The 24777-nt window shown below is 58.3% G+C and carries 24 protein-coding genes; 14 read left to right on the forward strand and 10 right to left on the reverse strand.

Annotated features, from left to right (window positions below; all coding sequences use genetic code 11):
- Positions 1–54: 54 nt before the first annotated feature.
- Positions 55–1191 carry a trypsin-like peptidase domain-containing protein gene (locus ACQCLF_RS01490; protein ID WP_426984476.1) on the forward strand — a complete coding sequence of 379 codons (1137 nt, stop codon included), beginning with the start codon at positions 55–57 and terminating at the stop codon, positions 1189–1191.
- A 69-nt stretch (positions 1192–1260) separates the two neighbouring features.
- On the opposite strand, the gene hisD is transcribed toward ACQCLF_RS01490, so the two are convergent.
- The 5 genes from hisD to ACQCLF_RS01515 form a co-directional block, all read right to left on the reverse strand.
- Positions 1261–2574 (reverse strand): histidinol dehydrogenase, encoded by a 1314-nt coding sequence (gene hisD / locus ACQCLF_RS01495; protein WP_426984478.1) that lies wholly within the window; start codon positions 2572–2574, stop codon positions 1261–1263.
- A gap of 97 nt (positions 2575–2671) precedes the next feature.
- Positions 2672–3319, reverse strand: coding sequence for an ATP phosphoribosyltransferase (gene hisG, locus ACQCLF_RS01500; RefSeq protein WP_426984479.1), 648 nt, complete (start codon positions 3317–3319; stop codon positions 2672–2674).
- A 32-nt stretch (positions 3320–3351) separates the two neighbouring features.
- Positions 3352–4614 (reverse strand): UDP-N-acetylglucosamine 1-carboxyvinyltransferase, encoded by a 1263-nt coding sequence (gene murA / locus ACQCLF_RS01505; protein ID WP_426984480.1) that lies wholly within the window; start codon positions 4612–4614, stop codon positions 3352–3354.
- A gap of 54 nt (positions 4615–4668) precedes the next feature.
- Complete coding sequence (locus ACQCLF_RS01510) at positions 4669–4911, reverse strand: BolA family protein (RefSeq protein ID WP_426984481.1); 243 nt, start codon at positions 4909–4911, stop codon at positions 4669–4671.
- 137 nt (positions 4912–5048) lie between these two features.
- Complete coding sequence (locus tag ACQCLF_RS01515) at positions 5049–5690, reverse strand: MlaC/ttg2D family ABC transporter substrate-binding protein (RefSeq protein WP_426984482.1); 642 nt, start codon at positions 5688–5690, stop codon at positions 5049–5051.
- A 316-nt stretch (positions 5691–6006) separates the two neighbouring features.
- On the opposite strand from ACQCLF_RS01515, the gene ACQCLF_RS01520 reads away from it, so the two are divergent.
- The 10 genes from ACQCLF_RS01520 (at position 6007) to yjgA (ending at position 15023) form a co-directional block, all read left to right on the forward strand.
- Positions 6007–6978, forward strand: coding sequence for a KpsF/GutQ family sugar-phosphate isomerase (locus tag ACQCLF_RS01520; RefSeq protein WP_426984484.1), 972 nt, complete (start codon positions 6007–6009; stop codon positions 6976–6978).
- A 50-nt stretch (positions 6979–7028) separates the two neighbouring features.
- Entirely contained in the window at positions 7029–7631 is a 603-nt protein-coding gene (locus ACQCLF_RS01525; RefSeq protein ID WP_426984485.1) for a KdsC family phosphatase, read from the forward strand.
- Between the two features lie 13 nt (positions 7632–7644).
- Complete coding sequence (gene lptC / locus ACQCLF_RS01530) at positions 7645–8235, forward strand: LPS export ABC transporter periplasmic protein LptC (protein ID WP_426984487.1); 591 nt, start codon at positions 7645–7647, stop codon at positions 8233–8235.
- Entirely contained in the window at positions 8213–8797 is a 585-nt protein-coding gene (lptA, locus tag ACQCLF_RS01535; protein ID WP_426984488.1) for a lipopolysaccharide transport periplasmic protein LptA, read from the forward strand. Before lptC ends, lptA begins: the two co-directional genes overlap by 23 nt.
- 3 nt (positions 8798–8800) lie before the next feature.
- Positions 8801–9526, forward strand: coding sequence for an LPS export ABC transporter ATP-binding protein (gene lptB, locus ACQCLF_RS01540; RefSeq protein ID WP_426984489.1), 726 nt, complete (start codon positions 8801–8803; stop codon positions 9524–9526).
- Between the two features lie 182 nt (positions 9527–9708).
- Positions 9709–11241, forward strand: a complete 1533-nt coding sequence (locus ACQCLF_RS01545) for an RNA polymerase factor sigma-54 (RefSeq protein WP_426984491.1) — start codon at positions 9709–9711, stop codon at positions 11239–11241.
- Between the two features lie 155 nt (positions 11242–11396).
- Complete coding sequence (ptsN, locus tag ACQCLF_RS01550; RefSeq protein WP_426984493.1) at positions 11397–11858, forward strand: PTS IIA-like nitrogen regulatory protein PtsN; 462 nt, start codon at positions 11397–11399, stop codon at positions 11856–11858.
- Positions 11859–11907: 49 nt separating this feature from the next.
- On the forward strand, positions 11908–12780 hold the full coding sequence (gene rapZ, locus ACQCLF_RS01555) for an RNase adapter RapZ (protein ID WP_426984494.1): 873 nt from the start codon (positions 11908–11910) through the stop codon (positions 12778–12780).
- 3 nt (positions 12781–12783) lie between these two features.
- Positions 12784–13059, forward strand: coding sequence for an HPr family phosphocarrier protein (locus ACQCLF_RS01560; RefSeq protein WP_426984495.1), 276 nt, complete (start codon positions 12784–12786; stop codon positions 13057–13059).
- A gap of 41 nt (positions 13060–13100) precedes the next feature.
- Positions 13101–15023 (forward strand): ribosome biogenesis factor YjgA, encoded by a 1923-nt coding sequence (gene yjgA, locus ACQCLF_RS01565; RefSeq protein ID WP_426984497.1) that lies wholly within the window; start codon positions 13101–13103, stop codon positions 15021–15023.
- 6 nt (positions 15024–15029) lie between these two features.
- Here the strand turns inward: yjgA and ACQCLF_RS01570 are convergent, their stop codons facing one another.
- Positions 15030–15674: an HAD family hydrolase gene (locus ACQCLF_RS01570; RefSeq protein ID WP_426984499.1), complete on the reverse strand. Its 645-nt coding sequence runs from the start codon at positions 15672–15674 to the stop codon at positions 15030–15032.
- Positions 15675–15784: 110 nt separating this feature from the next.
- Positions 15785–16741, reverse strand: coding sequence for a magnesium/cobalt transporter CorA (gene corA, locus ACQCLF_RS01575; RefSeq protein WP_426984501.1), 957 nt, complete (start codon positions 16739–16741; stop codon positions 15785–15787).
- 235 nt (positions 16742–16976) lie between these two features.
- Here corA and ACQCLF_RS01580 point away from each other — a divergent pair, with 235 nt between their 5' ends.
- Entirely contained in the window at positions 16977–17303 is a 327-nt protein-coding gene (locus ACQCLF_RS01580) for a hypothetical protein (RefSeq protein WP_426984503.1), read from the forward strand.
- A gap of 20 nt (positions 17304–17323) precedes the next feature.
- Here the strand turns inward: ACQCLF_RS01580 and grxD are convergent, their stop codons facing one another.
- The 3 genes from grxD to ACQCLF_RS01595 all read right to left on the reverse strand — a co-directional run bounded on the left by grxD (position 17324) and on the right by ACQCLF_RS01595 (position 22296).
- Positions 17324–17647, reverse strand: coding sequence for a Grx4 family monothiol glutaredoxin (grxD, locus tag ACQCLF_RS01585; RefSeq protein WP_426984504.1), 324 nt, complete (start codon positions 17645–17647; stop codon positions 17324–17326).
- A gap of 112 nt (positions 17648–17759) precedes the next feature.
- Positions 17760–20186 carry an ATP-dependent helicase HrpB gene (gene hrpB, locus ACQCLF_RS01590; RefSeq protein WP_426984505.1) on the reverse strand — a complete coding sequence of 809 codons (2427 nt, stop codon included), beginning with the start codon at positions 20184–20186 and terminating at the stop codon, positions 17760–17762.
- A gap of 7 nt (positions 20187–20193) precedes the next feature.
- The gene (locus ACQCLF_RS01595) at positions 20194–22296 is read right to left on the reverse strand and encodes a TonB-dependent receptor family protein (RefSeq protein WP_426984507.1); all 2103 of its coding nucleotides are present in this window, start codon (positions 22294–22296) and stop codon (positions 20194–20196) included.
- 327 nt (positions 22297–22623) lie between these two features.
- Between ACQCLF_RS01595 and ACQCLF_RS01600 the strand changes: the two genes are divergently transcribed.
- Together ACQCLF_RS01600 and argF are read left to right on the forward strand one after the other, a co-directional pair.
- Positions 22624–23805: an aspartate aminotransferase family protein gene (locus ACQCLF_RS01600; RefSeq protein ID WP_426984508.1), complete on the forward strand. Its 1182-nt coding sequence runs from the start codon at positions 22624–22626 to the stop codon at positions 23803–23805.
- A gap of 52 nt (positions 23806–23857) precedes the next feature.
- Positions 23858–24772: an ornithine carbamoyltransferase gene (argF, locus tag ACQCLF_RS01605; RefSeq protein WP_426984510.1), complete on the forward strand. Its 915-nt coding sequence runs from the start codon at positions 23858–23860 to the stop codon at positions 24770–24772.
- The last annotated feature ends 5 nt before the right edge of the window (positions 24773–24777 follow it).

Below are 24777 nucleotides of genomic sequence, written 5' to 3' on the forward strand. Positions count from 1 at the left end.
TGACCGCCCGGTGCCATGCCTGGCACCGGCGGCTGATCGAACGCGGAGTCACCGATGAGCACACGAAGCCTGCTACCGTCACTCGGCTGGCCTGTGGCCTCTGGGTTATTGATTGCCCTGATTGCCATACTGGCCTTCCCGTCGCTTCGCCCCGCACCATTAAGGCCCGGTAACGAGGGACCGACCGCCACGACACAGACTCAGGTGATTTCCTATGCCGACGCCGTAGACCGTGCGGCGCCCGCCGTCGTCAGCATCTACACTCGCAAGATTCAGGAACAACGCCCTCATCCCCTGGAGTCCCACCCCTTCCTACGGCGGTTTTTCCAGAACTCACCGAATCAGCAACAAGAGCGCACGGCGCTGGGGTCGGGCGTTATTGTGGACGAGAGGGGTTACCTGCTGACGAATGAGCATGTCATTAAAGACGCCGAAGAAATTGTCGTGCTTCTCTACGATGGCCGGGAAACCCGTGCTCGCTTAGTCGGCACCGACCCGGAAAGTGATCTGGCAGTTCTGAAGATTGAGCTCGACAACCTGAGTGTGATCAAAGTGCCCGAACCCACCCAGGCACGAATCGGCGATATCGTATTGGCTATTGGCAACCCTTTCGGCGTCGGGCAAACCGTTACGCAGGGCATTCTTAGCGCCACAGGGCGTTATAACCTGAACTTGAGTGAATACGAAAACTTCCTGCAGACTGACGCCGCCGTCAACATCGGTAATTCTGGCGGGGCGCTGGTAGACATTCATGGTCAGTTGCTGGGGATTAACACCGCCATTTATGGCGAGGGCAATACCAACGTGGGTATCAGTTTCGCGATCCCCGCCGACTCGGCCATGCGCACCTTGCGGCAAATCATTGATCACGGACGAGTAGTCCGTGGCTGGCTCGGCATCGAAGTTCGCCCCCTGAGTACCGACCAGGCCAGCGACATCGCCCTGAACTCCACCAGCGGCGTTCTGGTCATGGCCGTGGACCCGAGCAGCCCGGCTGAGCGTGCAGGTTTGCGACAGGGAGACATACTGACCCATATCGATGGCGAATCAGTAGGGAATGGGCGCCGCGGCATGAACCAAATTGCCGCCACCTCACCCGGCACTGCAGTGACCTTGAGCGTTCAGCGGCAAGGGGAGCGGTTAAATTTGGAAACGGTGATTGGGGAGCGAAACTCACCTTCTCGCCCGTGAACCACCAACATGAACAGTCCCAGCAATCAGGCCTGGACTGTTCAGGGTTCATTTCAGCGCTACGGCGGCTCAGTCGCGAATACGGTACTCCGCTGAACGGGCGTGTGCCTCCAGCGCTTCACCTCGAGCCAGGACCGACGCGGTGCGAGCCAGCTCAGAGGCTCCCTCTGAAGAGCAGTGAATGATGGAGCTGCGCTTTTGGAAATCGTAAACCCCCAGCGGCGAGGAAAATCGGGCCGTTCCAGAAGTGGGCAGCACGTGATTCGGTCCTGCGCAATAATCACCCAGTGCCTCCGGCGTGTAACGCCCCATAAATATTGCCCCGGCGTGCTCTACCTTCTCCAGCAGCAATTCAGGGTCAGCAACGGACAACTCGAGGTGCTCCGGCGCAATGCGGTTGCTGACGGCCAGCGCCTGATCCAGATTCTCAACGTGAATCAAGGCGCCTCGATTAGCCAGCGAGGTCCGGGCAATGGACTCTCTTTTCAAACTGGGCAGCAAACGCGCCATGGACGCTTCCACTTTATCCAGAAATGCCGCATCGGGGCTGACCAGAATGGCTTGAGCCTGCTCATCATGTTCGGCCTGGCTGAACAAATCCATGGCAATCCAGTCCGGCTCGGTCTGGCCGTCGCAAATCACCAGGATTTCCGAGGGGCCAGCGATCATGTCGATGTCCACCAGTCCGAACACCGCCCGTTTGGCGGTCGCCACAAAAATGTTGCCCGGCCCCACAATCTTATCGACCTTGGGCAGGGTTTGCGTACCATAGGCCAACGCCGCGACCGCCTGGGCCCCACCAATCGTCACGACTTTATCCACCCCGGCCACAGCGGCGGCCGCCAGCACCATCGCACTCAATTCACCATCGGGGGCGGGAACCACCATTACCAATTCGCGCACCCCCGCCACTTTTGCGGGGATGGCATTCATTAATACTGAGGAAGGGTAAGACGCCTTTCCTCCGGGCACATACAGACCGACGCGCGCCATGGCCGTCACTTTTTGCCCCAGGCGGTTGCCGTTCGCTTCGGTGTAATCCCAGGACGACTGCCGTTGATGTTCGTGGTACTCGCGTATCCGGCTTGCCGCCGTTTCCAGCGCGGTGCGCTGTGCGGCGGGTAAGCCTTCCAGAGCGTGTTGCAGCTCTGCGGGTGGCACCACAAAATCATTGAGGCTTGTGCCCTGACGTCGGTCAAAACGGTTGGTATAAGCCACCACCGCCGCATCACCCTCGGTTTTCACCTGATGAAGAATGTCATTCACCGTGGCCACCACATCAGCATCGGACACACTGTCCCACGCCAACAGCGCGTCAAGCCGCGCCTCGAAATCCTCGGCGCCGGCATCCAGGCGAGCTATCATCGGGGGTTTCTCTGACATAGCAATATACTCGATTGGGCAGGGTCCGAACGCTCCCGACGGCAATGTCGGGAGGCCCTTGAATCCCTCAGTTGAATCTCTCAATACCGGCAGGTGGTTACGACGCGTTACCCTTGGCGTCCACGGCCTGTTCAATCGCATCAATCACGGATTGAATCAGGACATGCTTCATTTTCATGGACGCCTTGTTCACAATCAGTCTCGAGCTGATATCGGCAATGTGCTCACGCGGCTCCAGTCCATTGGCACGCAGGGTGTTACCGGTATCGACAATATCAACAATTTCATCGGCCAAGTGCATGATCGGCGCCAGCTCCATCGCCCCGTACAGCTTGATAATGTCGGCTTGTTGACCGCGAGCGGCATAATATTGCTTGGCGATATTGACGTACTTGGTGGCCACCCGCAAGCGCCGCTGCCGGGGCTCAGCCCCTTTAATAGCCGCCGTCATCAAACGGCAACGGGCAATTCCCAGGTCCAGCGGTTCATACAGGCCATCCGCCCCGTTCTCCATCAGCGTGTCTTTGCCGGAAATTCCCATATCGGCCGCACCGAACTGCACATAGGTGGGTACATCAGCGCCGCGCAGCACCAACAGCCGTACGTGCTCACGGCTGGTCTCAAATACCAGCTTGCGACTTTTATCGATATCCTCAACGGGCTCGATACCGGCCTCTGCCAGCAGAGGCAGAGTTTCTTTCAAAATCCGGCCCTTCGTCAGGGCAATGGTCAATGTCTGGGTCATGGTCTCTTCTGACGGTTTGGCGCTCATCGCCCTCAATTCGGCACCCGGCGGATGTTGGCGCCCAGCATTTGCAGTTTCTCTTCAATACATTCGTAACCACGGTCAATGTGGTAAATACGGTCCACCAGCGTCGTTCCTTCCGCCACCAGGCCCGCTATTACAAGGCTGGCAGAGGCACGCAAGTCAGTAGCCATCACTGGCGCGCCTTTAAGCTGATCAACACCTTGAATCAGTGCCGTATTCCCTTCGAGCGTAATTCTGGCCCCCATTCGGTTCAACTCATGCACTTGAATAAGGCGGTTCTCGAAAATGGTTTCTGTCACAGAGCTGCTGCCTTCAGCCACAGCGTTCATGGCCGTAAACTGCGCCTGCATGTCCGTGGGAAACGCCGGATAAGGGGCCGTACGCAGACTCACACCCCGGGGGCGATTGCCCTTCATATCCAGCTCGATCCAGTCGTCCCCCATACTGAGGTTCGCGCCGGCTTCTTCGAGCTTGAGCAGCACCGCTTCGAGAATGTCCGCCCGGGTGTCCTTCAGGCGGACCCGGCCGCGGGTGGTGGCCGCAGCCACTAAATAGGTTCCTGTTTCAATGCGGTCAGGCATTACGCTGTAGGTACAGGGGTTGAGGCGATCCACACCCCGAACAGTCAACGTCGGCGAGCCTATTCCTTTAATATCGGCGCCCATGGCCACCAGGCACTGCGCGAGATCCACTACTTCCGGCTCACGGGCCGCATTCTCCAGCACCGTGGTGCCGTCGGCCAGAACCGCGGCCATTAACAGGTTCTCAGTACCGCCGACCGTCACGGTATCCATCAGAATGTGCGCCCCTTTCAGGCGACCATCGACCCGTGCGCGAATATAACCTTCGTCCACTTCAATCTCGGCGCCCATGGCCTCGAGGCCACGCAGATGAATGTCCACCGGTCGACTGCCAATGGCGCACCCGCCGGGAAAGGAGACGTTCGCTTCACCAAAGCGCGCCAACAACGGCCCAAGCACTAGAATGGAGGCCCGCATGGTTTTCACCAACTGATACGGTGCGGTGAAGTCATTGATACTGGTGGGATCCACCTCAACAGACATGCGCTCATCGATGGTAACGCCCACCCCCATACAGCGCAGCAGCGCCAGCATGGTGGTAATATCGTTCAGGTGCGGCATGTTGCACACATGCACCGGACCATCCGCGAGCAAGGTGGCCGCCAAAATCGGCAGCGCGGAGTTCTTCGAGCCGGAAATCCGAATCTCACCATTGAGCGGCGGGCCGCTCTGAATTTGCAATTTATCCATTAGAAAGCCAACTGTGTCAGCCGCTGCGCGTCAGCGGGAAATGGGGACAACGGGTCACGCCTGCTGTTGTTGCCACTCTTCCGGCGTAAGAGTCTTCATGTGCACCGCGTGGATGGTTCCTTGGGCGATGCTTTCCGAGAGCGCGGCGTAGACCATTTGTTGCTTTTTGACGGGGCTCATACCGACAAAAGCCGGGCTCACCACCAGCAAATTGATGTGACTCCCATCAATGCCCACTTGAACGTGGCTGTCGGGCACGTGAGCTTCCACCAACTGTTTAATTTGATCGGGTTGCATAATCCATCCGGTTAGAGTGAAAAATCAGGGGGAATCTTACCTGATTGCGTCGACCACCGCATCCCGCAACGGCTCCTCAAACAACAATGCCGCCACCTTGCGGCGACGGCATTGCCAACCTCACCAGGAGTGGGCTTTTACATTTCGTCGAGCCAGGTATCGATCACCTTGTCGATATTGCCGCCCTGGGTTTTCACCGCCTGACTGAACTGACTGCGGAACGAACGCCCAAGGTTAACGCCATCCAACACCAGATTGATCAATTTCCATTCTCCAGAGCGGTTTTTTGCCATGGTGTAGGACAACCGATATGTGGAGCCATCGTGTTTCACTTCCTGATGAACGCTGACGCGGCGCTCATCTTTCACGCCCTCACCCGGTGGCTGAATACGGATATCGCTATCGGCGTAGCTGGCGATGCCTTTCGCATAAGTCGTCACCAGTCCGCTTTTAAAGACCTCAGCAAAACGCTCCACTTGCTCTTCAGAAGCCTCGGAACGATGAGAACCCATCACGGCTTTCGCGATAAACGGGAAATCCACGACCGGTTCGAGCAATGCCTGGACCTCAGAGTAATACTCTTCGGTATTCAGATCACCGTTGTTGTACTGGCCCACCACATCAAACATCACGTCAGTGACTTTTTCAATCAGCTCATGAGGCGTTTCCTGCTTGGGGTCAACTGTTTCCGCCGCACGGACGCCAGAGGCCACCAGGGTTGCCAGAAGCAGCACGCCCGCCAGGCGCAATACCGCTTTGGTCGAATTCAACATTGCCATAAATAAGATTCCTTACAGAAATTTGCGTCCAAAGGACAGCTCACCCAACAGCCGAATGCGGATACCACTTCTCTCTCTCTATCCTACTATCCTATCTCTCTACCTCTCTAGATAGATATATAAGCTCAGTATGCTATGCCGCATCGCCCCAACCAGGTGGCAGCCGATAACACCTTATAATACCATTGCCTGCCTCATCGACCTACTGTACGACCGTAAAAGAGTGTTAGCGTTCCCCGCACCTATGGCACCATTCGTCAACCCAGGACCAAGCCCGTATAATGCAGGCTTTCACTCAGCCGGACCGCGTGGCCTCATGACCGACTTCGACTTCATTCAATCCGGGCAGCGTACTGTCGATATCGAACAACAAGCGGTATCCAGCCTGCGAGCCCGAATTGACCAGCGCTTTGAGCGCGCTTGCGAACTACTGTTACAGGTGCGCGGAAGGGTAATTGTCACCGGCATGGGCAAATCCGGCCATATTGGCAAGAAAATAGCAGCAACGCTCGCCAGCACCGGCACACCCGCCTTTTTTGTGCATCCCGGCGAAGCAAGCCATGGCGACCTCGGCATGATCACACGGGAAGATGCGGTTATCGCGATCTCCTACTCAGGCAATTCCGACGAAATCATTACCTTGCTGCCCCTGCTCAAACGTCTTGGTGTGCCGATTATCAGCATGACCGGCGCGCCCCACTCCGCGCTCGCCCAGGAGGCGGCGGTGGACCTGGATATTAGTGTGGCCACCGAGGCCTGCCCGCTCGCCCTGGCTCCCACGGCCAGCACCACCGCCACTCTCGTGGTTGGCGACGCACTGGCCATTGCCTTGCTGGAAGCCCGGGGGTTCACCGCCGAGGATTTCGCTTTTTCTCACCCCGGCGGGACTCTGGGCCGCAAGCTGTTGTTGCGCGTACAGGACATTATGCACCGCGGCGATGCGATTCCCCGCGTCACGCCCGGCACCAGTCTCTCCGACGCGTTGCTGGAAATGACCCGCAAAGGCTTCGGTATGACGACGGTAGTGAACGAGCAGGATCAACTGCAAGGCATTTATACCGACGGTGATCTGCGCCGCAGCATTGACCGGGGCTCCGAACTCACAGGGGCCATCATCGGGGATCTGATGAGCCCGCGCCCAAAAACCATCGATGCCCAAACCCTGGCGGCAGAAGCCCTCAAAATCATGGAAGACAACAAAATCACGGCACTGATCGTCAGTGACGAACAAAGCCGCCCCCTGGGAGTCGTACATATGCATGATATTCTGCGCGCCGGCATCTTTTAAGCATTCATCCGGCAGACCACCAATGACACCAAACCGACAACGGACAGCCCATGGCCCCCATGCTCAACACGCCTGATTCCACCTTTGCCGAACGTGCAAAGCGCCTGTCACTGTTATTGCTTGACGTAGACGGGGTAATGACCGATGGCCGTCTGTATTTCAGCGAAGACGGCCAGGAGAGCAAGGCTTTCAGCGTTCTGGATGGGCTGGGCATTAAATTACTGCAGCGCGCTGGAATACGTGTCGGGCTGATCAGTGGCCGCCAAACCAATCTGGTCGTGCGCCGCGCCCGCGCACTGGGGCTGGATCCCATCATCCAAGGGCGGGAGGACAAGTGGGAGGCGCTCTGCGAGTGGCAGTCAACGCCGGGCCAATCGTCCTCCGAACCCGCCATACCGCTGGACAATATCGGCTTTATGGGCGACGACTGGCCCGACCTGACCATTATGACCCGCGTCGGCCTGGCATTGACTCCGGCCAACGCCCACCCCGACGTCGCCTCACGCGCCCACTGGCAGAGCAAAAACCGAGGCGGTGAAGGTGCCGTACGCGAAGCCTGCGATGCTATTCTCAAGGCTCGCCACGAGTACGATCAGCTCCTCTCGGCTTACCTGGCACCGGATGCGGCCACCCGCCACCACGGGGAATCCTGATATGTGGAGTGACATGTGGAGAAAGCCCCGTACCTGGATCGGTTTATTTTTGCTAGTGGCACTGGCCGCGCTCTGGGACTACTCCCCCAAAGACCTGATGCGCGACCCGGCGCCAGAGGAAACACGTGCCCACTATCCACAGGCCTATATCATCCGCGCGAACACTCACCGTTACGATACCGAGGGCCAGCTGCATTACCATTTGCTCAGCGCCCGGGTGGACCATTTCCAACGAATCCCTGGCCAGGCCAGCCCCCAGGACTATTCGCTCTTTCTCACCCCCAGGCTGACGCTGCACGGGGAATCGCCTCAGCCATGGAACCTGAACGCCAACCTTGGACGCAGTGATGCCACAGGTGACAAAATTCGTCTAACGGGTGAAGTCCACCTCTGGCAGCAGGCGCAAGCGGGCACCACAGAGCTTAATACCCCTGAGTTACTGATTGAGCCAAACCGACAATACGCCGAAACCGACAAAACTGTTAATATGCGCTCCCCTCGAGGACGCCAGGAGGCGGTGGGCATGCAGGCCGACCTCGGCAACGACATTATTGAACTGCTATCGGAGGTGCGAGGCATCCATGAACCGCCCAACTCGAACTGATTCCCAGGCGTGGGCGAGACGAGCCTACGCAGCGTTATCCAACCTCAAACTTCTGCCACTGCTGTCAGTGACGGCCATATCACTGCTGGCGACACCGTTCGCTCAGGCATTGCCCGATGACCAGAACCAGCCCATTCACATCGAATCCAATCGCGCGCAGCGCGACGGGCAAAAGGGGTTAATGATCTATGAAGGCGACGTACGTCTACGCCAGGGCAGCCTGAAAATTCGCGCCGAGAAACTGACCGTACATACCGACACCACCAATCAGGTGCAGCGCGTGGTGGCCGAAGGCGGTCCCGCCTATTTCGAGCAACAACCTGAAGCGGGCGATGCCCCCATCGCGGCCGAAGCCAACACCATTGATTACCACGTCAGCGAGGAACAGCTCAAGCTGATCACCAATGCCTGGCTGGAACAGGGAACGGCGACCATGAGCGGCAATCGCATCGATTACAACATGGCCACCGAATTACTGAACGCCGAGGGAGACTCCGAGTCTGACCGCCCGCGCATCGAGATGGTGCTGCCTCCACAGAATCAATCATCGCCACAGGATTGAGCCATGCCCAGCCTGCACGCCCTGAACCTGGCCAAAAGCTACAAAACCCGCAAAGTCGTGCTCGACGTCTCCCTATCGGTCACTACTGGCCAAATCGTCGGCCTCCTGGGACCGAACGGCGCTGGCAAGACCACGTGTTTTTATATGATTGCCGGCCTGGTGGCGGCCAACCGTGGTCGCGTGTTAATCGATGAACGCGATATCACACACCTGCCGATCCATGGCCGGGCGCGGGCGGGTATTGGCTACTTACCTCAAGAGGCATCGGTATTTCGCAAGCTGACCGTCGCCGACAACATTATGGCCATTCTGGAAACCCGCCGGGAGCTCAATCGCAAGCAGCGGCTGTCCAAGCTCGAGTCCCTGCTGCAGGAGTTCCACATCACCCATATCAAGGACAGCCTGGGGATGTCCCTCTCCGGCGGGGAGCGCCGGAGGGTGGAAATTGCGCGCGCACTGGCCACGGAACCGCAATTTATCCTGCTGGATGAACCCTTTGCGGGCGTTGACCCGATTTCCGTGACCGATATCAAGCAGATTGTCCGGCACTTGAGAGATCGGGGTATCGGGGTTTTAATCACCGACCACAATGTTCGTGAAACCCTCGATATCTGCGAGAAAGCCTATATTGTCAGCGAAGGCCATATTATTTCCGAGGGCGACCCGCAGACCGTTCTGGCCAATGATAAAGTGCGGGAAGTGTACCTCGGGGAACACTTTACCCTGTGAGTTGACACCCATATTCACCGGCTTATGGCCATCCCAGCCGCTTGACAAAGCCGACTTTATGCGCCTCAGGCACAAAGATTGCTTAAAAACACCCTGAGGTTATTGCTTCGCGGCTTTGAGCTGACTAAACTCTGGAAAAACCTGACCATTTCGCGTCAACCGGGGTTTCAAGCAGCATACCCATGAAACAATCCTTACAGCTCAAACTCGGCCAACAACTGACCATGACGCCCCAGCTGCAACAGGCCATTCGCCTGCTGCAGCTGTCCACGCTGGATCTACAACAAGAGATCCAGGAGGCGCTCGACTCCAACCCCATGCTGGAAGTCGAGGAAAACCACGACGGAGGCCACGAGGACAGCGCCGAACAGAAGAGCAATGATGACCGCGAGTCGGACGCCCGCGCCGGGCGAGACGACGCCGATGGGACCGAACGCACTGTCAGCGCCACCGATGAGGGGAACGACAGTCCGCCAACGGATAGCGAATGGAGCGACGAAATACCCAACGATCTCCCAGTGGATACCAGCTGGGACGACGTTTACCAATCCGCCCCCACCAGCGCCAGCAACTACGAGGGCGACGACCACAGCGATTACGACAGCCGCCGCGGTACCACAGACTCGCTCTACGATCATTTGATGTGGCAGTTAAACCTGACCCCCATGTCGGACCGGGACCGGGTCATTGCCCTCACGCTCATTGATGCAGTGGAGCCAAGCGGCATGCTCTCCACCAGCCTCGACGAAATCTACGAAGGCCTGAAGGAAGACTGGGACGAGCTGGAGTTTGATGAGCTCGTTGCCGTGCAACACCGGTTGCAGCAATTTGACCCCTGTGGGGTCGCCAGCCAGAACCTGTCGGAATGCCTGCTGGTGCAATTGCAGCAATTTGACAAAAGCACACCGCACCTTGAAGCCGCCAAGACCATTGTCCGCCAATACCTCCCCCAGCTTGGCGGCCGCGATTATCGCCAGTTGATGCGGCGCACCCGACTGAAAGAGCATGAACTCCGCGATACCATTGCCTTGATTCAGAGCCTGAACCCTCGTCCGGGCGATCAAATTGCCAGCGGAGAGGTAGAGTACGTGGTGCCCGATGTCTTCGTGGAAAAGCGCGAAGGTCGTTGGATGGTAGAACTGAATCCGGATATCGCGCCGCGCCTGCGAATTAATACCGACTACGCCTCCATGGTCAAGCGCGCCGACTCCAGCACCGACAATACCTTTTTGAAAGACAACCTTCAGGAAGCCCGCTGGTTCCTGAAAAGCCTGCAAAGCCGCAATGAGACGCTCCTGAAAGTCGCCAGTTGCATTGTGGAAAAGCAGCGCGGCTTTCTGGAAAGCGGCGCCGAAGCCATGCGCCCTCTGGTACTGCATGACATCGCAGAACTGGTAGACATGCACGAGTCCACCATTTCCCGGGTGACCACCCAAAAGTACATGCACACGCCCCAGGGCATCTTCGAGTTAAAATATTTTTTCTCCAGTCACGTGAGCACCGAGTCCGGTGGCGAATGTTCCTCCACCGCCATACGGGCGATCATCAGGAAACTCGTCGCCTCGGAAGCCCCCCAGAAACCGTTGAGCGACAGTAAAATTACGGCGCTGCTGGCTGATCAGGGCATTAAAGTGGCCCGGCGCACCATTGCCAAATACCGTGAGTCACTTGGCATTCCGCCATCGAACGAGCGCAAATCACTGGGCCCAGCCTAAAGCCGGCAACAGCAGGGTGACGCCACAGGGCTCGCACTGCTATGCTTACAGCTGCGAAACAGCGGCCCATCGCCGAACTGCGCCGCCCTGGGTGGACAAGCTTGCTTGCCATTTGATCCAACACAACGAGAAGTGATTCAGCCATCGCTAGTTCTATGGATATCAAAACCATTCTCAGCCCATCCCGCACACTGTGCGGTATTGAGGGGGTCAGCAAAAAACGCGCCCTGGAAATCCTCGCCAACACGATTGCAGAGGATGTGCCCGCCATTGATGCCGACGATCTTTTCCGACGACTAGTGGCTCGCGAAAGACTTGGTTCCACCGGCATTGGCCACGGCATTGCCATCCCACACTGTCGGGTAAGCCACTGCGACCGAACCATCGGCGCGCTGATCACGCTCAAAGAACCCATTAACTTCGATGCCATTGATTCCGAGCCCGTGGACGTTCTATTCGCTATGCTCGTACCCGAAAACGCCCACGGGGAGCACCTGCAGACACTCGCGTCGCTGGCCAGCCTGCTGAACGAAGCGGATTTTCGGACCCGGCTGCGCGAAGCCGACGGCAACGAGGCTCTTTATCAAGCCGCCACCAACGAGGTGGCCGCCACCTGAGCCCCAACCGGTCCGGTGTTGGACACCGGCTTTCAGGAACGCCAGCGTTATGCAATTGATCATCGTCAGTGGCCTGTCCGGCTCCGGTAAAAGCACGGCTTTGCATGTGCTGGAGGACGTCGGCTACAACTGCATCGACAACCTGCCCGTCAGTCTGCTGCCGGCACTGGTCGCCCAGACTCAGGTACACAGAGAGTCCGACGATCAGAAGTTCGCCATTGGGATTGATGTCCGCAACGCCTGGCAGGATCTGAATATTTTCCCTGAGATGATCAATACCCTGAAAGAGGCACACATTCCCATTCACGTGCTCTTTCTGGATACGGGCGTGCCGGTGCTCATGCAGCGCTTTAGCGAAACCCGGCGTAAACACCCGCTGAGCAGCCGGGACACCAACCTGCACGAAGCCATCCGCGAGGAACAAAAGCTACTGGAGCCCATTCGGGACACGGCGGACCAAGTGCTGGACACCAGCCACCTCAACCTGCACGAACTCAGGGATCTGGTCAAAGACCGGGTCGTCGGTCGCCACGATGCTTCCATGGCCATTCAGTTCGAGTCCTTTGGCTTCAAGCATGGTGTGCCCGCCAACGCCGATCTGGTGTTCGACGCCCGCTGCCTGCCCAACCCGCACTGGAAGCCCAATCTCCGCCCGCAAACCGGGCAGGATGCCGACGTGGTTGCCTTTCTGGATGGCGAAGAGAAAGTGCAGGCGATGTATCACGATATTGAACAGTTTCTGACACGGTGGCTGCCCCATTACCACGCCAACAGCCGTAGCTACATCACCATTGCCGTTGGCTGTACCGGCGGCCAGCACCGCTCCGTCTATCTGGCGGAACGACTGCAGAAACACTTTACCCGGCTCTATGACAACGTCCTGGTCCGCCACCGGGAACTCAGCACAGCGGAATCTCATTGAGCCATGCCATCGACCGTCATCACATTGACCAATCAAAAAGGCCTGCATGCAAGGGCAGCGGCCAAGCTGGCCACCGCCGCCGGTCAATTTGAGAGCCACATCAAAGCACGGTGCCTGGGGTGTGGCCCATGGGTAGACGGTAAAAGCGTCATGTCCCTGATGTTACTGGCCGCCGCGTGTGGCACCGAACTGGAACTCGAAGCCGATGGGCACGATGCGGAAGCTGCCCTTGCCGCCATTTGCGCCCTGATTGAGGACCGCTTCGAGGAAGGCGAATAATAAAATCCAATAAACCACCACCGGATATCCGGGAGGCCCCCGTGACGCACCCTTTACTCTGTTTCCTGATCGCATTCACGCTACTACTATCCGCCTGTGGAGGTAGTGGCGGTGGTGGTGATCCTGTGGGACGCCTTGACCCCCCTCCGGCCACTGACGACTCCCTGCGACCGGCGAGGCCGGGGGCGCCCTACGCCGACGTGCTGGCCGGCTGCGCCAGGCCGTACGACCGCGAGGGCAACAACACCTTCAACGAATGCACCCTCGAACAACTCCCTCTGCTGGGGCAAAGTGGCGCCGCCCTCACCGTGAACGATGTTCTCGAGCGCACCTTAGTCAGCCACGACTGGATGGCCCTGCGCTTCGAGCAAACGCTTCGGCAGCTGCCGAACGATCTCCTGCAGCTGTTCGGTGGCGTCACGGCTGTCGTCATTGGCTCGGATATTCGCCCTTCCTACTACTGGCTGAGCACCGGCGCCATCTATCTCGATCCGGCCAGCCTCTGGCTGACCATTGAGGAGCGCAATACCATATCGCGCGAACCGGATTACCGCAGCGACTTTAACGCCGAACTCAGCTTCGACAGCCTTGCACGTTTCGTGCGCAACGGTAACTACGCCTGGAGCAATCCATCGCTCAGCGGCCCCGGCAGCGATCGTCCACTATCCTCCATTCTCGCCCCGATGGCTTCCCTGCTGTTCCACGAGCTGGCCCACGCCAATGATTACATTCCGCCATCGGCTCAAACAAACTTGAACCCCGACTGGCGCTTACCTGAAGCAGCCACACAACTCCAGGACGAGAATGTCTCCGCGCATCTGCACAGCACCTACCGGTTGAACTCCGAGCTTATGATGGACCTGGCTGAAGTCGCCTATCAGGGGCGCCCTGCCAGCGAGAGCGAAAAAGCATTAACGGCTCAAGAGGTCGGCCTGGAGTTCGCCTCCGATGCCGCCTCCGATGATTACGCCTACGTCACGTCGGCCAGCCGACAGTTATTTTTCGAAGATACCGCCATGATGTTCGAAGAAGTGATGATGCAATATCATTTCGGCATCACCCGGGAGGTGGCTTTTACCGACCGCCCCGAACAAGAATCGGTATACTGTGAAGATTACATCGTTCGATGGGGCGAGCGCGGTCGTGCCGGAAATCCGGCGGTCCGCCCTAGAGCAGCACTGGTCACCGCGCTCCTGCTCGACCGCACCAATATACAGCCCTACATCGACGCCTTGCCCCCCCTCACAGGCCATGGCTACGGGTATTCATTGGTGTGCCAGCTTGAACGCCAGTGCAACCGGGCGTCACGGGGAGCACGGCAGTCAATGGCAAACCCCGTTACCAGAGAACGACCGTCAGCGCCACTGGAACCAGCCCAACCAGGGGCTACTCCCTTAATTTTTTCAGAGACGACAGGCAGAAAGCCCGCTATGAATGCCAATGATGTGAATGACGGCGAGTTTGACGCCGAGCACGACTTCAAAAGTAAAACCCAGCGCAAAAAAGATATGCACGCGCTACAGACGTTGGGCCAGCAATTATCAGAACTGAATAATGATCAGTTGGCGCGAATGCCACTGGAGCCCAAGCTGCTGGAGGCATTACGAGAGTTACAGCGCCTGAAACACCGGGAAGCCAGGCGCCGGCAATTGCAGTTTATCGGTAAGCTGATGCGGAACGCGGATCATGAAGGCATTCAGGCCGTGATGGACCAGTTCAATCATCAGAGCCGGGCCAACGTGCAACTACACCATGAAGCCGAGCAATGGCGGGATCGACTGCTGGACGATCCATCAGCCGTGCAGGCATTCATCGACGCTTACCCCGTCACCGAAATTCAACAGCTTCGGCAGCTCGTTCGCCAGGCGCAAAAGGAAGCCTCGCAGAGCAAGCCGCCTACCGCGAGCCGCAAACTGTTTCGCCTGCTGCGTGACACGCTGGCCAACGATGCCTTTTCCCGCTGAGCGGGCTCAGGCTGTCGGCAACTCAAACTCCGCCCAATCGTGGAAGACACGCTGCACACCGAATTCACGCAACTGTGTGTCGCTAGCGTGCGGGCGGTAAGCCCATACGGTTGCCCCGGCTGAGGTGGCCGCCGTCAACCCCGGCACGCTGTCTTCAACCACCAGACAGCGGGTGATATCGACACCCAGGTACTCGGCAGCCTTTCGGTAAATCGCGGGATCTGGCTTAGCGACATCAAACTTCTGGCAGTCAATACGCCGGTCTTCCGGAAAGAAGCGATCCAGGCCCGCCACGCCCAGCTTGAGCGTGAGCTCAAACGTACGCGAGTTGGTCACCAACGCATAGGGAAGCGTCAAGTTGCTTAACACGCGCTCAATACCGGGCATGGTTTTAAGCTCCGTGCGCATAAGCTGCTCTGAGAACTGGCGGTTGTCGTCCATAAACTGTTGTAAGTCTGGAATCGGCTTGCCGAGGCGCTCCTCGATCATGCGCACGCAATCCGGCCAACTGTGACCGGTGAAGGTTTCCGCTACTTCTTGTTCGGAATCGTTCATACCCAGGCTTTGTATAGAGCGATGCAGGGCACGAGTGGCAAGAATTTCGGAGTCGACCAACACTCCATCACAGTCGAACAGTACGGCTTCAAACAAAATGGTTTCTCCAATTCTTTCAGAACAAAAGGTTTACCCGGCAACTACCAGCAGTACCGGGGCTTTGCGCCTAACCGGCAACTTACAGGCCCGCGGCTTTAACCCGTCGGCTACAGCCAGTCTTTGTGCTTAAAGTACAGATAGGGCGCAATGCCCGACATAACCATAATCACCAGTGCCCAGATATAGCCAAACTTCCAATTCAGCTCCGGCATAAGCTCGAAGTTCATGCCGTAAATACTGGCCACCACAGTCGGCGGCAAAAACACCACGGCGGCAATGGAAAAGGTTTTGATAATCTGGCTTTGCTCAATATTGATAAACCCCTGAGTGGAGTCCATGAGGAAGTTGATCTTGTCAAACAGGAACGCGGTGTGAGACATCAGCGTGTCGACATCTCGTTTGATTTCCCGAGCGGTTTCCTGCAATTCGAAGTGCTCGCGCAAATGACGCTGCAGAAAAGAAATAGACCGCTGGGTATCCATCAACGACAGCCGGATCTTACCGTTGCTGTCTTCGAGCTTGGCCAGCTTATCGATCGCATCCTCAAGCTCGGCATCATCATCCTCGAGGACCAGATGACTCACGTCTTCGAGCTTGCGGTGGATATCCTCCAGCACGTCGGCAAGGTTCTCCACTTTCTGCTCGAACATGGTGATCAGCAAGTCCTGGGGAGAGCTGGCCTGTACCTGCCCTCGACGAGCCCGCATACGCAGTAACCGGAAGTCTGCCAGATCGCCATCCCGCAGGGTGATTAAGCGTTTGTCCTGCAAAATGAACGCCACCGTCACTGTGCTGTGACGCCCATCCCCTGCTGGTGACAGGAACAGGGAGTGCACGTGCAACCCCGCGCCGTCCTGGAAATACCGGGCAGAAAACTCAATTTCTTCTACATCATCAGACTCGGGCAACTCCGCTCTGAGAAATGTATTGAGCAGTTCTCGCTCCTCTTCGGAGGGTTCATGGGCATCGATCCACACCGCACTATCGAGTGCCGCCTTGAGGTTGTTTTCATCCACGGGCTGGTCGCGCAAGGTAGCGCCCCGGATATTAAACATTCTCAGCATGAATCATTCTCCTTACAGTGGCCCAGCGGATGATGGCACAATAACACAGCCCATTTGACAGTGGCGTGTCGCTACTTTCTATGGCGTATCACTACTTCCTAAGCCTTTTCTTTTCAAACCATCTCTCTTTTCAAAGAGTATACAACAGACGCCCCGCGTCTGAATCTGCTAAGGTAGTACTTTGTCTTTTCACTACCGTTTACTTTCGCTTCCGGGAACAAACACGATCACCGCCATGAAAATTAATGAGGTTTCCGCCAACATTGACGATAAGCTGTTGCACCTTGAACAGCAACTGGCCAACCTTCGCGCCGCCCGTCAACGGGTGGAGCAGGACAGCGGCGCTGTGGCGGTCATTGACCGGGATATTCAGGTACTCACGGACGCCCGGGCCAAGCTGCAACGTTCCCGGGATTTGGTGTGGCAGGTGAACGACCTCAGCCAACAGACCCAACAACAGCAACGGCGCGACCGTTTTTACCAGAAGTTGGGCCTGGGGCTGATTGCCCTGAGCGGTGTGGCACTGCTGGGCATTTTGCTGATTTACCTGTTCTTGCTCTAGGCCGAGCGCAAGAAAACTTCTTATTCCTTAACCGCCGCACCTTCCAGCAACGGCTTGAGTTCACCGCTCTCATACATTTCCATAACAATATCGCAGCCGCCAACCAGTTCACCGTTAACCCACAGCTGCGGGAAGGTTGGCCAGTTGCCGTACAGCGGCAGGCCAGAGCGGATTTCAGGATTCGCCAGCACGTCTACGTAGGCAAATCGCTGGCCACAGGCCATGACCGCCTGGGAGGTGCGCTGTGAAAAGCCGCACTGCGGCGCATTGGGTGACCCTTTCATGAAAAGAATGACCGGGTTTTCCTCAATCTGCTGCTTAATGGTTGCCTGTACATCGTCCATAGGACTGACTGACCTCTGTTTAGATAAGAAGATAAAGAGCCTCACCCACCGGAAAAACCGAGTGGACAAGTCAAGTATTGGTATTTTAACGCAGGGGCTCGCCGGAAACCAGTCAGCGACCACTCGCCAGGTGCCGCTTGGTCGAACGCGTTGGTGCATGCGTCAGTGGGTCCTCGGGCCAGGGATGCTTTGGATAGCGACCGCGCATCTCTTTGCGCACCTCGGGATAGGCACCTCGCCAAAACGAGGCAAGATCTCCCGTCACCGCCAAAGGGCTGCCATTGGGTGAGAGCAGTTGTAAACGCACCGGAACCCGTCCGCCGGCCATCGCAAACTGCTCACACCCGAAAAACTCCTGCAGCTTGCCGCCAACACAGGGCCACCCCTCTTTCGGATACTCGACCGGAGCAGTTCGCCCACTCGGCAGCACTACATGCTCCGGCAATTGCGTGTCCAGAGAACGGACTCCCTCGAACCCCAGATAAAACCGCAGCCCCTCTTCCCAGGGCAGAGCATCCGCACGGGCTGAGTCATTGATAAACGGCGCCAACCACATCGACAATGATGCCTGTAGTGCGGCTTCGCTGACATCCGGCAAGGACACCAGCGATTCCTGCACGGCGAGCCTGGCCCGACGCCACAGCGTTATGGCACTTTCCGGCCAAGGGTAAGCAGCGACCAGCGGCCTCGCGCGTATATCATTCAATAAAGCGGTCACCAACCGCTCCCCCTGAATACGTTCACAGGTTTCGTCAGTAACCGAGCCCCCCATTCTCCATTGCGTGACTTTCTGCCAGCACCGCCCCTGCTTCCCGGTGTACTTCAGTGTTTCCTCCCGCTGGCTAAGGTCCCGCAGGTCGCTATCGGCGAGACTCAGCGCCCAGCCCAGACCACTGTGCCCTTTCCCGCGAGAAGCGATAACCGGGAAGACGGCCCACTCACTATGGAGAGTGTTATCGGGTTCAACGCTGATACCACTGTTAAGGCGATAACGACCAGACTCCTGGCGATGGCCAATTCGGTCCCGGAACGCCAGCTGCAACGCCTCGTCCGGAATCGCCGCGCCGTGTTTCTCTGTGCAACCCAGCACTTTGAGCCAGCGATCGGCCTGACGCTGCCAGAAAGGATTTCGCCGCCGTTCGGACTGCGCCAGAGCCAGCCAGTCCTCCGCCGAGTTGTCCAGTGCCTCGAAGTGCAATGCCAGAGCCAGCAGAAGCAGCGATTCCGGTAAACCATCGGCCTCGACCCCCGTTTGCAACAGTACGGCCAGACGCGGGTGAGTGCCAAAAGCGGCCACCTGTTGGCCGTTGGCGGTGATGCCCCCCTTATCATCCAGTAAATTCCAGGTTTGCAGCTGTGCGCGTGCGCCACTCAGCGCGAGCCTGTTAGGGGCCTCCAGCCATGGTAAATCCTCGACCGGCGAGCCCCAATGGGCGAGGCGCAGAGCCAAGGGCAACAGATCCGTTCCACGGATCTCCGGCAGATCCACGGCGGCCAGCGCCTCCTCCCGAGGCCAGAGCCGAATACATTCCCCGGCCGAAACCCGCCCTGCCCGACCGCGGCGCTGCTCGGCACTGGCCAGGCTGATACGCCGTGTCTGCAGGCGAGTCACACCGGTGCGCTGCTCGTAGACCGCCCGTCGAGCCAACCCCGAGTCAATCACCAGCGTCACATCGGCGATAGTCAATGAGGTTTCCGCAATGTTCGTGGCCAAAATCACTCTCGGGCCAGTGGCCGGGTCCAACGCTCGACGCTGATCACTCTCTGAGACCCGGCTGTGCAGACGAACCACCGCCGGGCCACCTGCAGACCGCAAACGTTCGATGTGCTGCGCACACTCCTCAATGGCTCGCCAGCCAGGCAGGAACACCAGAGTGGTACGACGCTCCCAGTCCGCAATCGAGGTGAGCGCAGACGCCACCTGTGCCTCCAACGGCTGCCGATGCCCGCGTGCGTCTCCCGGTGCTCGGTAGGATACCGCCACAGGAAAGCATCGACCCGGCGCGAACAACCGTTGCGGCACCTGCGCTTGCAACGCGGGGTCTGGCGTAGCCGACATCAATACCAACGACAGGTCTTCCCGCAGAAACGCGACCTCCTGCAGAAAGGCCCAGGCGACATCCTGATCCACAGCCCGTTCGTGCACTTCATCCAGCAGCACGGTTGTCACGCCTGCAAGTTCCGGATCGGCGAGCAGCCGTTGGAGCAAGATACCGGGAGTCATAACCAGTAGTCGCGTTTCCTGGGAGAGCTTGCGCTCGAAAGGCACCTGGTACCCGACCGTTTGGCCAAGCTCGTCGCCCACCAAATCTGCCAATCGGCGCGCCACGCCACGCACGGCGAGAATGCGGGGTTGTATAAGCCAGACCTGTCGGCCATTCGCCGCCGCGAACGCCCACAGGGGCGCCAGTGTCGACTTCCCAGCGCCGGGCTCGGCTTCCAGCAACAACGGCCCTTGACCGAGCGCCTCCAAAAACTCCCTGCGGTACCGGCTTAAGGGGAGTTCAGGAAGGTCCGACAACTCAGCAGGGCGTCGCATGGTCATATCACCACTGGTACTCAAGGCTGACGCTGGCGCTGACTTGCCGTCCCGGCGCTGGCTCAAAAGAACGACCATTATCCTGATTCACGATGACAGACCCCACATAGGCTTCATCCGCCACATTTTCCAGTTTCACCCAGCCAGCCAGGCGCCAGCTTCTCCAGGCGTGTTCAGAATCGACGCTCAAATCCCAGGTCGTGGCCGCAGGGGCAAAGACCGCATTGTCGTCGCCCGTGGCCACCTCGCTGCGATAGCGACCCACCAACGCCACGCCCAGGCTTTCATCCTGCCAGGGCTCCCAGCGGAGCTGTCCGTATAGCTGAGTATCGGCAATGCCCGGCAACTGATTGCCCGACCACGGCCCGCTAGCGTACGTCGCATCCAGATAGGTCGCACTGAACCGCGCCCACAACCCGGGCGCCAGTGCCTTGCGGCCGCTGGCCTCAATACCCCGACGCTCCGTACCGGCGGCATTGCGATAGGTCGTGCGCCCGCCCACCGAGCGGTCCACAACCAGTTCATCGTCACTGTCCACCTGAAACACACTCAGTTCCAACAGCGGCACCAACGAATCTCCCCAGCGCAGCCCCGTCTCCCACTGCCGGTTTTCAGCCGGCTCCAGGGCGGTGTTGAGGCCAGTGCCTTCATTGCGATAAGCCATTTCGGTCAAGGTAGGAGTTTCGTAGCCACGGCCAGCACTGGCGAACCATTGCCACTGATCGTTTATCCGATAGGAGGCCCCGAGCGCAGCCGATACGAAAGCGTCGTCCCGCCCGCCGCTGTCGTCCGGATTGGCGGGCTGATCCCCCTCGGCGGGCACGATAAATGCGTCATCTACGGAAAACGAGAGGTCACTGTAGCGCAGCCCCCCCGTGACTTCCCAGTCAGACGCCGGCTCCCAGATGCCAATGACGAAGACATCGCGGCTGTCCACCGTGCCCAGCTCGTCCCGGCGCCGCTCCCCCGCCACGCCAGAATCGTTCACATAGCCCAGTCGACGATCTTCCATACGCTCGACGCCGACCCCAAACGTCGTTTCCAGAGGACTGCCCAGCAACGACAGGTCGCGGGTATAACTGGCGCGCCCTCCCATAAAATCCCGGGTCAGATCAATCACCGCGCCGGAACTGGTAATGTCACTGCCCGGAAACGCCAGCCATTGATCCACTTCCCGCTGCCCCCGCCAAAACGCGGCCTGCCAGCGGTGTTCTCCCTGGGGCTGGCGCAAGGTCACCGACGCCTGGCGATGGCGAATGCGTTTGCGGGTATCGAACGTGTCGGCCCGATCATTACCCGCCTTTGGGTCTTCACGCCACTGCTCGGGCGACAGCCCCAGCGGGTCCTGTAGCAACGGATCGTGGCTCATATCCAGCCGCACCACCGTCTCCACGCCACCAGAGGACTGATGGTAAAGTCTGGCCCCTCCATTGCGGCGTTCGGCGCGGGAGTGAGGTCGCTCCCCATCCGTCTCAAAGTGCGACCCTTGAAGGCGAAGCCCCCAGGCGCCCTCCCGCCACTCCCCGGTGAGCGCCTGCCGCTGACGATCGCCTTCACCGGCCATTATTGAGGTCGTTACACGATTACGCTCCGGCGCCCGGGAGTTAAAACGGATAACCCCGCCCGCGCCATTACCGTAAAGCGCCGCCAGAGGCCCTTTTACGATCTGTATATTCGCTACCTCCTCCACTGGCAGGCTGGACAACTGCCCCTGGCCGTCCGGTGTACTCAGAGGAATGCCATCCAGTTGCAGGTCAATACCGCGAACGCCAAACGCCGAGCGGGCACCAAACCCGCGCAGCGTCACGCGAGTGTCCTGCGCGTAGTTGGAACGGCTGTCCGCCTGGACACCGGCAAGCCCCTGCAGCAGCTCACCGCTATCGATGCGCATGCCAACCTGTTGCGCCTCCATAGACAAGGTGCTCTCCCCCGGCAGGGGTGCTTCTACCCGCTCCTGATCACCTCGAACCACCAGCGTTTCCAGTCCTTGCGACTGCACTTCTGATGCAAGGCACACCGCCGATACCAGAGCGGTCGCCGAAAGGGTGGGCGTAGAGCGGGACGGCGTAGAACGGAGGGTTATCGTGCGTCGGGGATAAGCTTTGAACATCAACAATCGCCTTTGCTATTGAGTATGTGACTGCGGCGCTTCCGGCCCCACAACCTACCCTTCATGATACCCGCTTATCCCGGTACTCTACATCCCCGAAACAGCCCCGGAGAAACACCTTCAGAGACCAGGCTCACCCCCTTGAAACGCAGTCTGCACGCATTTGCCAACGCCCGGAAATGGCTATAGTATTGCTCTTTTGCTGTTTCTTGCCCGACCATTAAGCGGGCGAGCTATGGCCTTCCAGCTGTCTTGATTGATCCCCGTCCTCACGAGATCGATAAGCCTGTTTTCCAACGGGCTACGGCTGGTTTTTTGGATGGTTACATGAGAGAACGAAAAATGAGCACACTGATGAACACCTACGGCACACGCACCCTGACACTGGTTCGGGGTGAAGGCAGTCGTGTGTGGGATGATCAGGGCAAGGATTACATTGACGCCATCAGTGGTATTGCTGTCTGCGGGTTGGGACACTCCCACCCCGCCGTTACCCGTGCCCTGGCCGATCAGGCCGGAACCCTGCTGCATGTGTCCAACCTGTACAACATCCCCGCACAAAAACAGCTCGCCGATTTGCTGTGCCGGGAGTCCGGACTGGAGCGTGCCTTTTTTTCCAATTCCGGCGCTGAAGCCAATGAAGCCGCGATTAAGCTGGCTCGCAAATATGGTGCTGACAAAGGGATACAAAACCCGGCCATCATCGTGATGGAAAACAGTTTTCACGGCCGGACTCTCGCCACGCTGAGTGCCACCGGCAACAAAAAAGTTCAGGAAGGTTTTGCCCCGCTGGTCGAAGGCTTTATCCGCGTCCCTTACAACAACCCGGACGCCGTGCGCGAAGCCGCCAGTCAGCATTCAAATATTGTGGCCATTCTGGTTGAACCGGTACAAGGAGAAGGCGGGGTGCGCGTGCCCGCGCCCGATTACCTGAATCAATTGCGCGAGATTTGTGACCAGAATCAGTGGCTGTTGATGCTCGATGAGATCCAGACTGGTAACGGCCGCACCGGGCGCTTTTTTGCGTTCCAGCACAACGGTATTAAGCCCGATGTGGTAACCACGGCCAAAGGTCTCGGCAACGGAGTGCCCATCGGCGCCTGCCTGGCGCGCGGGCATGCGGCCGACATTTTCCAGCCCGGCAACCACGGCTCCACGTTCGGCGGCAACCCGCTGGCCTGCCGCGCGGGCATTGCCGTGGTGGAAACCTTGCTGGAAGAAGGACTGATCGAGCGCGCCGGACAACTCGGCGAATGGTTAATCAATGAGTTTCGCGAGCGCTTAAAAAACGACGAGAAAGTCGTAAACATTCGTGGCCAGGGTTTGATGATCGGCATAGAGCTTAATCGCCCCTGTGCGGATCTGGTGGCACTCGCACGCGAGCATTCGCTGCTGATCAATGTCACCGCCGGCAATACCATTCGCCTGCTGCCGCCCTTTGTTCTGACCGATGCCGAAGCCGAACAACTGGTGAGTGGCGTCGTGAAACTGATCAAGATGTTTTCCTGATTTCTAAAACCGAATTTCTGAAACCGAATTTCTAAAAGCAACGAGTTGCCCTATGGCCAAACCGAGACATTTTCTGACGCTGTTGGACCTCACACCTGAAGAGCTTAATGGCGTGTTGAAACGCGCCATCGAACTAAAAGCAATCCAGAACCGCGGCGAGTCCGAAGAGCTGTTCAAGAACAAAGTACTGGGGATGATTTTTGAAAAATCCTCCACGCGTACCCGTGTGTCTTTCGAGGCTGGCATGGCGCAAATGGGCGGCCACGCGCTGTTCCTTTCACCACGCGACACCCAGCTTGGCCGCGGCGAGCCCATTGAGGATTCCGCGCGGGTATTGTCCCGCATGGTCGACGCCGTCATGATCCGCACCTTTGAACACAGTAATGTCGAGCGCTTTGCCGAATACTCCAAAGTGCCGGTCATCAATGCCCTGACGGACGATTATCACCCCTGCCAATTGCTGGCCGATATGCAGACTTTTCTGGAGCACCGGGGCGCCATCCAGGGCAAGACGGTCGCCTGGGTCGGCGACGGTAACAATATGTGTCAGTCCTATATCAACGCCGCCCGGCAGTGGGACTTTGAACTGCGCATTGCCTGTCCAGAGGGGTTTGAGCCCCGTTCAGCGCTGCTTGAGGAAAACCGCGATCGCGTAACGCTGGTGCGCTCGCCGCGCGAAGCCGTGCAGGACTGCGACCTGGTGGTCACTGATACCTGGGCCTCCATGGGCCAGGAGGACGAAAAGAAAGCCCGCGAGCGCGCGTTCGATGGCTATCAGGTGAACGCCGAGCTCATGAGCAACGCCCATCAAGACGCTCTGGTTATGCACTGCTTGCCCGCCTACCGCGGCAAAGAGATCAGTGCGGAGCTGTTGGATGGGCCCGACTCCGTCATCTGGGAAGAGGCGGAAAACCGGCTGCACGCTCAAAAAGCCCTGGTCGAGTTTTTGTTTAACCACTCACGGTAATCCTT

The organism is Marinimicrobium sp. ARAG 43.8, from assembly GCF_050113635.1.
In the GTDB taxonomy this organism is placed as follows: Bacteria; Pseudomonadota; Gammaproteobacteria; order Pseudomonadales; family Cellvibrionaceae; genus Marinimicrobium.

Excerpts from the sequence above, each read along its gene's own strand:
- ACQCLF_RS01490 (WP_426984476.1), top strand. The coding sequence starts at position 55 with ATGAGCACACGAAGCCTGCTACCGTCACTCGGCTGGCCTGTGGCCTCT.
- hisD (WP_426984478.1), bottom strand. The coding sequence starts at position 2,574 with ATGTCAGAGAAACCCCCGATGATAGCTCGCCTGGATGCCGGCGCCGAG.
- hisG (WP_426984479.1), bottom strand. The coding sequence starts at position 3,319 with ATGACCCAGACATTGACCATTGCCCTGACGAAGGGCCGGATTTTGAAA.
- murA (WP_426984480.1), bottom strand. The coding sequence starts at position 4,614 with ATGGATAAATTGCAAATTCAGAGCGGCCCGCCGCTCAATGGTGAGATT.
- ACQCLF_RS01510 (WP_426984481.1), bottom strand. The coding sequence starts at position 4,911 with ATGCAACCCGATCAAATTAAACAGTTGGTGGAAGCTCACGTGCCCGAC.
- ACQCLF_RS01515 (WP_426984482.1), bottom strand. The coding sequence starts at position 5,690 with ATGGCAATGTTGAATTCGACCAAAGCGGTATTGCGCCTGGCGGGCGTG.
- ACQCLF_RS01520 (WP_426984484.1), top strand. The coding sequence starts at position 6,007 with ATGACCGACTTCGACTTCATTCAATCCGGGCAGCGTACTGTCGATATC.
- ACQCLF_RS01525 (WP_426984485.1), top strand. The coding sequence starts at position 7,029 with ATGGCCCCCATGCTCAACACGCCTGATTCCACCTTTGCCGAACGTGCA.
- lptC (WP_426984487.1), top strand. The coding sequence starts at position 7,645 with ATGTGGAGAAAGCCCCGTACCTGGATCGGTTTATTTTTGCTAGTGGCA.
- lptA (WP_426984488.1), top strand. The coding sequence starts at position 8,213 with ATGAACCGCCCAACTCGAACTGATTCCCAGGCGTGGGCGAGACGAGCC.
- lptB (WP_426984489.1), top strand. The coding sequence starts at position 8,801 with ATGCCCAGCCTGCACGCCCTGAACCTGGCCAAAAGCTACAAAACCCGC.
- ACQCLF_RS01545 (WP_426984491.1), top strand. The coding sequence starts at position 9,709 with ATGAAACAATCCTTACAGCTCAAACTCGGCCAACAACTGACCATGACG.
- ptsN (WP_426984493.1), top strand. The coding sequence starts at position 11,397 with ATGGATATCAAAACCATTCTCAGCCCATCCCGCACACTGTGCGGTATT.
- rapZ (WP_426984494.1), top strand. The coding sequence starts at position 11,908 with ATGCAATTGATCATCGTCAGTGGCCTGTCCGGCTCCGGTAAAAGCACG.
- ACQCLF_RS01560 (WP_426984495.1), top strand. The coding sequence starts at position 12,784 with ATGCCATCGACCGTCATCACATTGACCAATCAAAAAGGCCTGCATGCA.
- corA (WP_426984501.1), bottom strand. The coding sequence starts at position 16,741 with ATGCTGAGAATGTTTAATATCCGGGGCGCTACCTTGCGCGACCAGCCC.
- ACQCLF_RS01580 (WP_426984503.1), top strand. The coding sequence starts at position 16,977 with ATGAAAATTAATGAGGTTTCCGCCAACATTGACGATAAGCTGTTGCAC.
- grxD (WP_426984504.1), bottom strand. The coding sequence starts at position 17,647 with ATGGACGATGTACAGGCAACCATTAAGCAGCAGATTGAGGAAAACCCG.
- hrpB (WP_426984505.1), bottom strand. The coding sequence starts at position 20,186 with ATGCGACGCCCTGCTGAGTTGTCGGACCTTCCTGAACTCCCCTTAAGC.
- ACQCLF_RS01595 (WP_426984507.1), bottom strand. The coding sequence starts at position 22,296 with ATGTTCAAAGCTTATCCCCGACGCACGATAACCCTCCGTTCTACGCCG.
- ACQCLF_RS01600 (WP_426984508.1), top strand. The coding sequence starts at position 22,624 with ATGAGAGAACGAAAAATGAGCACACTGATGAACACCTACGGCACACGC.
- argF (WP_426984510.1), top strand. The coding sequence starts at position 23,858 with ATGGCCAAACCGAGACATTTTCTGACGCTGTTGGACCTCACACCTGAA.